At 31.7% G+C, this 12,303-nt stretch carries 10 protein-coding genes; 9 read left to right on the top strand and 1 reads right to left on the bottom strand.

The window, feature by feature from the left end:
- Positions 1 to 241 precede the first annotated feature (241 nt).
- Positions 242 to 556, top strand: a complete 315-nt coding sequence (locus tag HN894_04525; GenBank protein MBT7142583.1) for a hypothetical protein — start codon at positions 242 to 244, stop codon at positions 554 to 556.
- Positions 557 to 564: 8 nt separating this feature from the next.
- Positions 565 to 1,116: a hypothetical protein gene (locus tag HN894_04520; protein ID MBT7142582.1), complete on the top strand. Its 552-nt coding sequence runs from the start codon at positions 565 to 567 to the stop codon at positions 1,114 to 1,116.
- A gap of 434 nt (positions 1,117 to 1,550) precedes the next feature.
- Here HN894_04520 and HN894_04515 read toward each other — a convergent pair whose 3' ends face one another.
- Positions 1,551 to 2,657 carry a Crp/Fnr family transcriptional regulator gene (locus tag HN894_04515; GenBank protein ID MBT7142581.1) on the bottom strand — a complete coding sequence of 369 codons (1,107 nt, stop codon included), beginning with the start codon at positions 2,655 to 2,657 and terminating at the stop codon, positions 1,551 to 1,553.
- A 401-nt stretch (positions 2,658 to 3,058) separates the two neighbouring features.
- On the opposite strand from HN894_04515, the gene gdhA reads away from it, so the two are divergent.
- The 7 genes from gdhA to rmuC all read left to right on the top strand — a co-directional run bounded on the left by gdhA (position 3,059) and on the right by rmuC (position 12,014).
- Positions 3,059 to 4,393, top strand: coding sequence for an NADP-specific glutamate dehydrogenase (gdhA, locus tag HN894_04510; protein ID MBT7142580.1), 1,335 nt, complete (start codon positions 3,059 to 3,061; stop codon positions 4,391 to 4,393).
- A 185-nt stretch (positions 4,394 to 4,578) separates the two neighbouring features.
- Positions 4,579 to 5,442, top strand: a complete 864-nt coding sequence (locus HN894_04505) for an electron transfer flavoprotein subunit beta/FixA family protein (protein MBT7142579.1) — start codon at positions 4,579 to 4,581, stop codon at positions 5,440 to 5,442.
- Between the two features lie 47 nt (positions 5,443 to 5,489).
- Entirely contained in the window at positions 5,490 to 6,509 is a 1,020-nt protein-coding gene (locus HN894_04500; protein MBT7142578.1) for an electron transfer flavoprotein subunit alpha/FixB family protein, read from the top strand.
- Between the two features lie 58 nt (positions 6,510 to 6,567).
- Complete coding sequence (locus tag HN894_04495; protein ID MBT7142577.1) at positions 6,568 to 8,280, top strand: acyl-CoA dehydrogenase; 1,713 nt, start codon at positions 6,568 to 6,570, stop codon at positions 8,278 to 8,280.
- A gap of 82 nt (positions 8,281 to 8,362) precedes the next feature.
- Entirely contained in the window at positions 8,363 to 9,310 is a 948-nt protein-coding gene (nusB, locus tag HN894_04490; GenBank protein ID MBT7142576.1) for a transcription antitermination factor NusB, read from the top strand.
- A 50-nt stretch (positions 9,311 to 9,360) separates the two neighbouring features.
- Positions 9,361 to 10,581 (top strand): tetratricopeptide repeat protein, encoded by a 1,221-nt coding sequence (locus tag HN894_04485; protein ID MBT7142575.1) that lies wholly within the window; start codon positions 9,361 to 9,363, stop codon positions 10,579 to 10,581.
- 50 nt (positions 10,582 to 10,631) lie between these two features.
- Complete coding sequence (rmuC, locus tag HN894_04480) at positions 10,632 to 12,014, top strand: DNA recombination protein RmuC (protein MBT7142574.1); 1,383 nt, start codon at positions 10,632 to 10,634, stop codon at positions 12,012 to 12,014.
- The last annotated feature ends 289 nt before the right edge of the window (positions 12,015 to 12,303 follow it).

Genomic DNA, 12,303 nt, shown 5'->3' with positions numbered 1-12,303 from the left:
TTTAGAATCATTCTAATTAAAGTGCGAAAAAATTTAAACCCAAATACAAAAATTAAACAAAACTCATTAATATTAATTAATTTGAGCTTGAAAATTTAAAAAACTATATGAAAAAAAAAGTTTATGAATTAATCAGGCTAGAGAGAATAAAAGTTTAAAAGACTTAGGATTTAGTGCTGCAACTACTAAAGATGGAACAAAAGTTTATATAGCTAAAAATCCCAAAGTAGTTGGGGAAGTAATGAATACTAAATACAACCCAAGTGATTTGATGTCTAAAAAATTCATTCCAGGTTGGGTCGATGCATCATTATATACAAGAGGAGTTTCTGCATTGCATGAAATAGGCGGACATGTTAGGTTACGATTTACAAAACCAAAACTAAGCAAAGCTGATCATAATAGTATAGTCGAGCAGTTTGAAACTTCTTTCAGGCAGTTTTATAGAATTGGCACTTATTCAAAAAAGAGACATGTTAGAAAAGCAAACAGAAAAGGATTAAATGTCAAATTAGGTGATCCAAAATATTTAGAAGGTAGTGCTCAACCACATTAAGATTAATTATGAAAACATTCTTTATATATTTCTTGTCTGTTTGCCTTTCTTCTTGTATATCCATCAAGGAAAAGGAAAGAGTAAACGCAATACCGTATAACATTAATGTTGAGAAAGAATTGGAGATGATTTATAATGATTTATTGAATGCAGGTGTTGACACAATAGTAATATTTTATAAAGGATGCTCTGGGTGTATTTCAAATATTAACAAAATGGGATATGTTATATGGAATGACTCAAATAGTTTTTATGTAAAAAAAGTAGATTCTAATAATAAGTATTATGATCCAGTTAAAACGATTGACTCTTTTTCTTACTTTTTTACCAATGAAAAACAAATTCGTGAAGAGAAATTAGTATTTCCTGAAATGGAATTCCTTCATTATCATTATTCAAAACTAATGCTTAAGTACCCTAAGGGTGTTTTTACAAAAGAAGTTTCAGAGTCTCAAAGATTACTAAAAGAAAATGAAAATAAAAAAATAGTAATATGGATAAGTAAAATTGAGAGTGCATTGTTCAATATAGAAAGATCTGATTTAATTTGGAATAGATAACCTATACTCCTTATATCATATTTTATCCATTAGCTGCACATTCTTAGACAATTCCATAACAATCATTTCGGAAATCCGAAATAAGCTGAATGTTGGCATTTGTCAATAAATGGTTGTGTTGTATATTTACGGTTCTAAATCAGCGGAAATTTTGAAATACTATTTGATTTTTGGATAATGATTTTTGAGAATTTGTGTTTTTATTTCCCAGCCAAATTTTATTAGCCCCACTAAGCGAAGATTGCATCTTCGCTTTCATTTTTTGTAGTTTTCAACTACATTTGCAATAAAATTTTATATGGCAACATCATATCAAATACATGAGCAGGACAAACCGTACAATTATTAGCCGAATAGTTAAAAACTATTTGAGTTTTAAAGCGAAGATGCAATCTTCGCTTAGCGGGTTTTTTTTGAATGTCCTAATTCGAAAATTACCCAGCCAAACTAATAGAATTCAGCAACTTAGGATTAGTGATTTCTATCCCGGATTTAGTTATTTTAATGATCTTATCATTTTTCAGTTCCGATAGAATTCTGACTGCACTTTCGGTGGACATTCCTGCAAGTTCTGCAATATCTTTTCGTGAAATTGATTGGTCTATGGTCGAATTTTCAAAAACGTCATTGGTGAGATAAATTAGAATTTCTGCAATTCTTCCTAAGGCTTGCTTATTTGCAATACACGACAATCGTTGCAAATGGTCGTTAATAGTGCTGCAATACCAATTCATTACTATTTTTGCAAACTCATAATTATTCTTAATTGTATTCAGAAATACTTCTGCATCAATCAGGAAAATTTTTGAAGCAACAAGTGTCGATCCCGAAAAATGATATCTTTTGTCGCCAAACATCGACGATAGTCCAATAAAATCGAATGGTTTTACAATTTTGAAATTTACTCCTTTGTCGTGGTTTCCTTCCAGAAAATTTTTTGTAAGCCCTTCTTCCAAAATCATTATGTATGAAGCAATTGCCCCTTGTTTACAAATAGTTTCATTTTTTCTGAAATTTATTTTTATTCGAGTAAACTGCGAAATTTCATCATTGGACAATTTCAAACTTTTAAGCCAATTTAATAATTTTTCGGAAGTGTTTTGTTCTTCAAAATTTAGCTTTTTTTCTTTATCTATTTTCGTTATCGATTTGCGTAACTTTTTGTATAGTATGAAATTACCAATTTTTTCAGCAATGGTATTCAGTAGTTTTTGCTCTTCTATAGAAAAAATGCCTTTTTCCGATTTCACAGTTTTTATGTAATATAACTGTATTTCTCCAACTGCCTGATCTTCTGTACTGATGGGTGCAATTTGTTTTAAGTCGGTCTCAACTAAATTCTCATCCGAAACAATCAAACTATTATAATTTATCCTAATCTTGCATATTTCGGGAAATCGCCATGCCTGAGGAATAATCTTCAATAACAGTTTAAAAATCTCTTCAATCGGATTATCAAATTTTTTTAAGATCTCATCAACCTTATAAATACAATCAATTTCTTTATTTCTTTTATTTAGGTCTTCTTTAATAAGTTTCAAATTTTTGTTATCATTGCTCATGTTTGTCATCTAAAATTCAGTAAAACCCTTAGAAATATTACAATAAAACTTCCCTAAAAAAAATGCTAAAATACGTTTTAAGCACGATTTTTTCAATTATTTAGAAAATATCTTGATGGGACTTCTAAAAATAGTTAATTTCAAGGCGTAAGAAATTTCAAAACCGCAGTTTACTAATGTAAATGAGGATTTTGAAATTTTGAAGCAACGAAGAAATTTGCATTTTTAGAAGTTTCCTTGATAATTATTATTTGAAGTATTGATAAATATCAATTGAAAACCGTTTTTTTCAGACCTTCATTTCTTGTGTAGTTTACAAGGCAGAAGTATTTTTGCACTGTCTTTTAAAACTAATTTTTATTTATTTAAAACAAAATATTATGAACGTAGAAAAAATAATGAACGAACTCGCCAAAAAACACCAAGGCGAAGTAGAATATCTTCAAGCAGTAAGAGAAGTTTTAGAATCTATTGAAGAAATATATAACGAAAATCCACAATTCGAAACAGCAGGAATAATTGAAAGACTAATAGAGCCTGATAGAGTGTTCTCTTTCAAAGTACCTTGGACAGACGACCATGGGAAAGTTCATGTGAATTTAGGATACAGAGTACAATTTAATAATGCAATCGGACCATACAAAGGTGGTTTAAGATTTCACCCAAGCGTAACATTAAGCATTTTAAAATTCCTCGGATTCGAGCAAATTTTCAAAAATAGTTTGACTACTCTGCCTATCGGAGGCGGAAAAGGTGGTTCAGATTTCAATCCTAAAGGAAAATCAGATGGCGAAATTATGAGATTTTGCCAGGCATTTATGTTAGAATTATGGAAATTTATTGGTCCTGACACTGATGTCCCTGCCGGTGATATTGGCGTTGGAGCCAAAGAAATTGGTTTTATGTATGGAATGTACAGGAAGCTTGCAAGAGAAAACACAGGTGTTTTGACCGGAAAAAGTATAAACTGGGGTGGAAGCCTTATCAGACCTGAAGCTACAGGATTCGGGACAGTATATTTTGCCAAAGAAATGCTTGCAACTAAAGGCGAAACATTTGAAGGAAAGAGAGTTGCAATTTCAGGCTTTGGAAATGTAGCTTGGGGTGCAGCCAAAAAAGCTACAGAGTTTGGAGGAAAAGTTGTAACAATTTCAGGACCTGATGGATACATCTATGATAAAGACGGAATCGCCGGCGAAAAAATTGATTATATGTTAGAACTCAGAGCAACAAACGAAGATATTGTAAAACCTTATTCTTATGAATTTGATGCAGAATTTCATGCCGGTAAAACTCCTTGGGAAGTGAAATGTGATGTAGCTCTACCTTGTGCAACACAAAATGAATTGAACAAAGAGGATGCTCAAAAACTTGCAGAAAATGGTTGCCTATGTATAGCAGAAGGTGCAAATATGCCATCTACACCGGAAGCAATTGAAGTTTTTGCAGAGAATAAATTATTATTCGGTCCCGGAAAAGCTGTAAATGCTGGTGGTGTTGCAACTTCTGGTTTAGAAATGTCTCAAAATTCTATGAAATTGAACTGGTCGGCAGAAGAAGTTGATGAAAAACTTCACGGAATTATGGTCAGTATTCACGAAGCTTGCGAAAAATATGGAAAAGATGCAGACGGATATATTGATTATGTAAAAGGAGCGAATATTGCCGGATTCTTGAAAGTAGCAAATGCAATGTTAGAACAAGGAACTATATAAAATTAGTTTAACATTCATATATTCAGGCATTTAATTGCCGCTTATAAAAACTCTCATCATTAATTTGATGGGAGTTTTTTTATTTCAATTCAAATAATTTTTTGACGAGCCTACGATTTTTTAGTTTCCAATCTTATTTTACCTTTGCGGCAAAATTCTAATTTAGAAATTTTAAATTGAAACGAATGAAGATTATTGTTCTTGCAAAACAAGTTCCTGATACACGGAACGTTGGAAAAAATGCAATGAAAGCCGATGGCACTGTAAACCGAGGTGCATTACCGGCAATTTTTAATCCAGAAGACCTAAACGCCCTCGAACAAGCTCTACGAATAAAAGACAAAAATCCTGAAGCAACTATCACCATTTTGACAATGGGACCAGGAAGAGCAGCAGAAATTATTAGAGAAGCTATATTTAGAGGTGCCGACAATGGAATTTTAATTACAGACAGAAAATTTGCTGGCTCCGATACGCTTGCAACATCATATGTAATATCTCTCGCAATAAAAAAACTGGAACCTTACGATATAGTTATAGCTGGCAGACAAGCAATTGACGGTGATACAGCACAAGTAGGACCTCAGATTGCCGAAAAACTAAGTATCCCTCAAATAACTTATGCTGAGGAAATTTTATCGATAGATGAAAACGAAATAATTGTGAGGCGAAGATTGGAGCGAGGCACCGAAACTGTCAAAACTAAAACTCCTTGTTTGCTTACTATTCATAGCTCTGCACCAGCTTGTAGAGCAAGAAATGCAAAAAAGTTGCTAAAATACAAACATGCCTTAACTTTGACTGAACGACAAGATGCAGCTGAAGATTATATTGAATTATATACCAGACCATATCTTGAAATTAAAGAATTGAGTGCTGTCGATTTGAATGCCGATTCTCAATATCTTGGAATATCTGGTTCTCCTACTAAGGTTAAGAAAATTGAAAATGTTGTATTCACTGCCAAAGAAGCAAAAAAGATTGATGATTCTAAAAAAGAAATAGAAAAATTAATTGTTGAATTGCTAAATAACCACACCATTGGGTAGTGATTTTATTCAAAAAATTATAGAAAAGACAAAAACTTACAATAAAGATGAAAAATATATTAGTCTATTGTGAAATTGATGAAGGAAAAGTTGCAGATATTAGCTTTGAATTATTGACAAAAGGTAGGTCATTGGCAAACGAACTTAATTGTAAACTCGAAGCAATTGTTATTGGTTCCGATCTTGCAGGTGTCGAAAAACAAATAGTTCCGTTTGGCGTTGATATAGTGCATATTGCATCCGATTTAAGACTTTATCCTTTTGTAACTCTACCACATGCTTCAATAGTTGTTAAACTCATTCAAGAGCAAGATTTTCAGATTGTGCTTTTTGGAGCAAGTTCCATTGGTAGAGATTTGGCTCCAAGAGTTGCTTCTGCCACAAAAAGTGGACTTACAGCCGATTGCACAAGCTTGATTATTGGAGATCATTTCGACAATAAAATCAAAAAGTCATACAACAATCTTCTGTATCAGATTCGTCCTGCTTTCGGTGGAAATATTATTGCAACAATCATAAATCCTGAAATGCACCCTCAAATGGCAACAGTTAGAGAAGGTGTTATGAAAAAAGAGATTTTTGATAAAAATTATAAAGCCGATGTCAGAAATTTGAAAGTAACTGACTATGTTTCAGATGACGATTTTGTTGTAGAAATAATTGACAGACAAATTGAAAAAAGTAAAGCAAATATAAAAAGCTCTCAATTGCTAATTTCGGGTGGCTATGGTGTTGGTTCAAAAGAGAATTTCAATCTATTATTCGATTTTGCAAAATTGATAGGAGCAGAGGTTGGTGGCTCTCGTGCGGCAGTCGATGCCGGATTTATTGAGCACGATCGCCAGGTAGGACAAACAGGAGTTACTGTTCGACCTAAACTTTATATTGCTTGTGGAATTTCCGGGCAAATTCAGCATACAGCAGGAATGGATCAGTCAGCAATGATAATTTCTATAAATAAGGACGAAAATGCACCGATAAATAAAATTGCAGATTATGTAATTATTGGCGATATTTCTGATGTAATTCAAAAAATGATAAAATATTATAAAAAAAACTCGAAGTAATTTGCAATTAATAATTAATAATTGACAAAATGAGTTTTAGTATAGAAAAATAGAAAACATGGCAAATTTTTATATAGATAACGAAGATTTAAAATTTCACTTAACTCATCCTTTAATGAACAAAATTGTTGCCCTAAAAGAACGGAATTTTGAAGATAAGGATAAGTTTGATTATGCTCCGGTCGATTTTGAAGATGCCCTCGATAGCTATCACAAAGTGCTAGAAATTGTAGGAGATATTAGTGGAAATATAATCGCTCCGAATGCAGAATCGGTCGATTTAGAAGGATCAAAAGTAGTTGACGATCATGTAGTTTATGCAAAAGGAACAGCAGAAAATCACGAAGCTCTAACAAAAGCAGGATTAATTGGAATGTCTTTACCCCGAAAATATGGCGGTTTAAATTTTGCTATTGTTCCGTATGTAATTGCAGCCGAGATAGTTTCACGAGCCGATGCCGGTTTTGCAAATATTTGGGGACTTCAGGATTGTGCAGAAACTATTCACGAATTCGCTACTGAAGAATTAAAAGACGAGTTTTTGCCAAGATTCAACCAAGGAGCTACAGCAGCCATGACTCTAACTGAGCCAGATGCAGGTTCCGACCTTCAAGCAGTTCAGCTCAATGCACATTTCGATATAGAGAAAAATGTGTGGCTTCTCAACGGAGTAAAAAGATTCATTACTAATGGAGATGCTGATATTTCCCTAATATTAGCTCGTTCAGAACCAGATAGTACAGATGGACGTGGACTTTCTCTTTTTATTTATGATAAAAAAAGTGATGGCCACATAGTAAGGAGGGTTGAAAATAAATTAGGAATTAAGGGTTCGCCAACATGCGAATTGGTTTTTAAGGATGCCCCTGCAACTCTTGTTGGAAACCGAAAAATGGGCTTGATAAAATATGTAATGTCTCTTATGAACGGAGCACGACTTGGCGTTGGAGCACAATCATTAGGTATTTCTGAAGCAGCCTATCGCGAAGCACTAAAGTATGCAAATGAACGAATCCAATTCGGAAAAACTATCCGACATTTCCCAGGAGTTTATGAGCTACTTACAAATATGAAAGCTAAACTAAATGCCGAACGTTCACTTCTTTACGAAACTTCCAGATATATAGATATTTACAAATCATATTTTCATATCTCAAACGAAAGAAAACTTAATGCAGTAGAAAAAAAGGAAATGAAGCATTACCAGAGGCTGGCAAATTCTTATACTCCTATGCTTAAGCTAATTTCGAGTGAGTATTGCAACCAGATTGCCTACGACGCAATTCAAATTTATGGTGGTGCAGGATTTATAAAAGATTTTCCAATAGAAAGAATCTATCGCGATGCCAGAATAACTTCAATTTATGAGGGGACTTCGCAATTGCAAGTAGTAGCTGCAATTCTTGGAGTTACTTCGAATGCCTATTTAAAACAAATTAAAGAATACGAAAAGACAGAACTAAAACCTGAATTCGATTTTCAAAAAAGAACATTAGTTTCTATGACATTCGAATATGAAAATGCGAGAAACAAAGTCCTCATTGTAAACGATGAAGAATATTTAGATTTTCATGCTCGCCGACTTGTAGAAATGGCAGGAAATATAATTATGGGGTATTTGCTATTGATAGATGCAACAAGAAGCGAAAAGTATAAAAACTCGGCTATTGTTTTCATAAAAAAAGCATATTCGGAAAATAAATTGTCGTTTGATTATATCGACAATTTTGAACTAAAAGATTTAAGCATGTTCAAGCAGTGTTGCGGCTGAGAACTGTAATTTTCAGATTGTTAATTATTTCTGAGCATTACTTTTGAAATATTGAAGTATTTTTTTGACTTAAAATAAAATTATGATAAGCAGAAGACTTATAAGAATTAAAGTATTACAGGTTTTATATTCCTATTTCCAATCTGATGAAAGTTCCTTCAGCAAATTCGAACAACAATTATTTTTTAGTATTCATAAATCTTACGATCTGTATCATTATTTAATGCTTCTGATTATAGAAATATCCGATTTTGCTAAAATAAGAATTGAACATGCAAGACAAAAAAATATACAAAATTCAGAAGACATAAATCCAAATACAAAATTTATAGACAATCGGTTGATTCATCAATTGTCTATAAACAGTCAATTGAACCACTTTGTGCAAAATCAAAAATTAACCTGGTCAAAAAATCCCGATTTAATAAAAAATCTATATTACGAGTTGAAAGAATTTGAGCCATATAAGGAATATATGGCAAATGAATCGAAATCGTATATTGCTGATAAAAAAATTGTTTCCGAAATATTTTCAAAGTTTTTCCTATTCTCCGAAAGTTTAGATACTACCCTCGAAGAAGAAAGCATATATTGGAACGACGATATTGAATATATTGTCAGCATGATTTTAAAAACTATTAAACAGTTTAGGGCTGACGATAAGGCATATACAGAGCTGCTGCCACTTTTCAGAGACGAAGAAGACGAAGAATTTGCAAAAAAATTATTCCGGCGTGCAATTTTTTATAAAGACGAACACAGAGAATTAATAAATTCTTTTACCCAAAATTGGGAAGTTGACAGAATTGCATTTATTGACATTCTGATACTTCAAATTGCAATTACAGAAATTGTTGATTTTGAATCAATACCAATTCGTGTTTCATTCAACGAATACATTGAATTGTCGAAACTTTACAGTACCAAAAAAAGTAGCAATTTCATTAATGGAATTTTAGACAATATCATTAAAAAGATGAAAAAAGAGAATAAGTTCAAAAAAACCGGTAGGGGCTTGCTGGGCGAATAATACACTTTCTCTTTTTTAAACCCTATTTATCATCAGTGAGTTTAATAATTGTGAAAAAATTTCTATATATACTTTTGTTTTTTTCAATTACAATTAATATTAATTTAGCTCAAAGCGTAAATTTCTATTACGATAGGGGAGTTGATTTAATGAACGAAAAGAAATATGAAAATGCCATTAAAGATTTTTCTTACGTAATAAAAAATCATACTGACTATTACGAAGCGTATCACGATAGGGGTGTTTGCTACAATTTTTTAAATGAAAATGAAAAAGCAATTTCTGATTTTAACAAGGCAATAAAAATCAAAAATGACTATTTTTCTGCTTACCTGAATCGAGCAAATACTTTTGTACAATTGAATAGAAATAATGAAGCAATTGCCGATTTCAATAAAATAATTGAACTAAAAACTAACTATTTACCTGCTTTCGAAAATAGAGGTGAATTGTATTTTAAACTGAAAAGGTTCGATTTGGCTATGAAGGATTTCTCCAAAGCAATCGAACTCAACACAAAAAAAGCCTCTGTATATATAAATAGAGCAAAACTTTTTGAGGAAAATTCAAATATAGACAATGCAATTTCAGATTTGACTAAAGCTTTAGCTTACGAGCCACAAAATGCTAAAATTAAAGTAATTAGAGGAAGTTTGTTTTATCGTAAAAAAGAATACATAAAAGCAATTTCAGATTTCGATGAAGTAATAAAAAACAAAATCGAAGAAAAAAATATTTTTCAATTTCGTGCAAATTCTTATTTCGAAATTGGAGAATACAAAAAGGCAATTGGAGATTTTAATATACTTTATTCTAAGTTTCGGGTACGCACAGCCGATTTGTTTTTAAAAAGAGGAATTTCGCAAAAAAAAGTTGAGAATTACAGAGAGGCAATAAAAGATTTTACCAAAGTGATTGCCCGTGATAGAAAAAATTTTGCAGCATATTATAATTGTGCCGAAGCGTATTCTAAAGTTGGTAAAGATATTCAGGCAATTCAGTATTTCAACAAAGCGCTTGAAATTAACGATAAATGTTCAAATGCATATTTGCAAAGAGGTATTTTTTATCTTTCCAAAAAGGAATATAAAATAGCAATTGAGGATTTTTCTAAATCGTTGAAACTTGAAAAAACCGCTGATGCTTTTTTTTATAGAGGAGCGGCATATTATGAAATTTCTGATCTCGACAAAGCTTGTAATGATTTGAATAAAGCAATTGAACATGGGTCGGAAAAAGCAAAAGCTAGAAAAAAGAAAATTTGTTTATAAACAAATTTTTCAACTAATCTTCAAAACTACAATAGTTTAAAATAAAAAAAATGGACTTTCTATATATATTTGTCGGGATATTATTTGGGGCAATTTCAATTTGGTTTTTTGCAAAATACAGATTTGAAAAAAATAAAGTAAGTCAGGAAGATTACGATTCATTTTTGCACGAAAACAAAAAACTGAATTCAGACTTAATCCAAAGTGAGATTGAAAATGAGGTTGCAAATGAAAAAACATCTAATCTGTTACAAAATTTAACTGACATAAAATTCGAGTTTTCTGAGCAAAAAAACTCAATGAACATAGAACTAGCAAAATTGCAAGAAAAAATTATCGAGCTAAATAAAGAACTTTCGAAGAAAATTGCAGATAATGAAAATGTCGAAAAGCGACACGATGAGCAAAAAGCTGAATTAGAGCAAATTAGAAATAGATTTAACCTTGAGTTCAAGAATATCGCCAATGAAATACTTGAAGATAAATCGAAAAAATTTACAGAAGAAAATAAAACCAATTTGGGCATTTTGCTAAATCCGCTGAATGAAAAAATTAAGGATTTCGAAAAAAGAGTTGAGGAAACATACGACAAAGAATCGAAACAAAGATTTTCGCTACAAAATGAGATAAAAAATCTTGTGGAGCTAAATCAACGAATTAGTACTGAGGCAAATAATTTAACCAATGCTTTGAAAGGACAATCGAAAACTCAAGGAAATTGGGGCGAGATGATCCTCGAAAACATTCTTGAAACTTCCGGATTGGTAAAAAATAGAGAATATTTTATTCAACAATCGGTGAAAAATGAGGAAGGAAAACGCTATCAACCGGATGTTTTAATTCATTATCCGGGCGAGAAAATTCTGATTATTGATTCTAAAGTTTCATTGAATGCTTACGAGCGTTTTGCAAATAGCCATACGAAAAATGAACAGGAAATAGCTTTAAATGAGCATATTCAAGCAATTAAAAACCACATCAACGATTTAAGCTCAAAAAACTATCAGGATATGTTTAGCAGTAAAAGTTTAGATTTTGTAATGATGTTTTTACCTATAGAACCGGCTTATATGCTTGCAATACAGCACGATGATACTATTTGGAATTATGCTTATAATAAGCGAATTTTATTGATTAGTCCTACAAATTTGATTGCATCGCTGAAATTGATTTCTAGTATATGGAAGCAGGAATATCAAAGCCAAAATGTTTTTGAAATTGCAAAACAGAGTGGTGCTTTGTACGACAAATTTGTTGGCTTTATTGAAGATGTAAATGATATTGGTAAAAAATTAGATTCGACAAAAAAATCGTATGAAAGTTCAATAAATAAGCTTTATGAAGGTAAGGGGAATTTGGTAAAAAGAGCTGAAGATATTAAAAACCTTGGTGCTAAAACTAAAAAAGTAATGCCTTCAAATTTTGAAAACTAACCAATAATTATTGTTAAATTGTACAAAGACTATTTTAACTAAACTTTCTAATAATAAAATGAATTTCAGTAATAGCGAGTAAAATAATAGCAACATATAGCCAAAACTAATGAAAGCATATAAAGATTTGGTACTTTAGTCATCATCTTTTTGGGTGTAATAGACAAAAAGGAGGCTGTTTGACCTTGATATTTTTCAAGTGGACAAAAAGGAGGCTGTTTTTTTTAGCTAAAAAAACGATTTATGTAGCAGTGTTTTATCTTTGTATTATCAAGTTAAACGGAAGCAA

Source organism: Bacteroidota bacterium, from assembly GCA_018692315.1.
Taxonomy (GTDB): Bacteria; Bacteroidota; Bacteroidia; order Bacteroidales; family JABHKC01; genus JABHKC01.
This window is presented reverse-complemented; position numbering and strand designations above follow the sequence as displayed.

Coding starts and splice junctions, on each gene's coding strand:
- HN894_04520 (MBT7142582.1), top strand. CDS start 565: ATGAAAACATTCTTTATATATTTCTTGTCTGTTTGCCTTTCTTCTTGT.
- gdhA (MBT7142580.1), top strand. CDS start 3,059: ATGAACGTAGAAAAAATAATGAACGAACTCGCCAAAAAACACCAAGGC.
- HN894_04500 (MBT7142578.1), top strand. CDS start 5,490: ATGAAAAATATATTAGTCTATTGTGAAATTGATGAAGGAAAAGTTGCA.
- HN894_04525 (MBT7142583.1), top strand. CDS start 242: ATGAATACTAAATACAACCCAAGTGATTTGATGTCTAAAAAATTCATT.
- nusB (MBT7142576.1), top strand. CDS start 8,363: ATGATAAGCAGAAGACTTATAAGAATTAAAGTATTACAGGTTTTATAT.
- rmuC (MBT7142574.1), top strand. CDS start 10,632: ATGGACTTTCTATATATATTTGTCGGGATATTATTTGGGGCAATTTCA.
- HN894_04495 (MBT7142577.1), top strand. CDS start 6,568: ATGGCAAATTTTTATATAGATAACGAAGATTTAAAATTTCACTTAACT.
- HN894_04505 (MBT7142579.1), top strand. CDS start 4,579: ATGAAGATTATTGTTCTTGCAAAACAAGTTCCTGATACACGGAACGTT.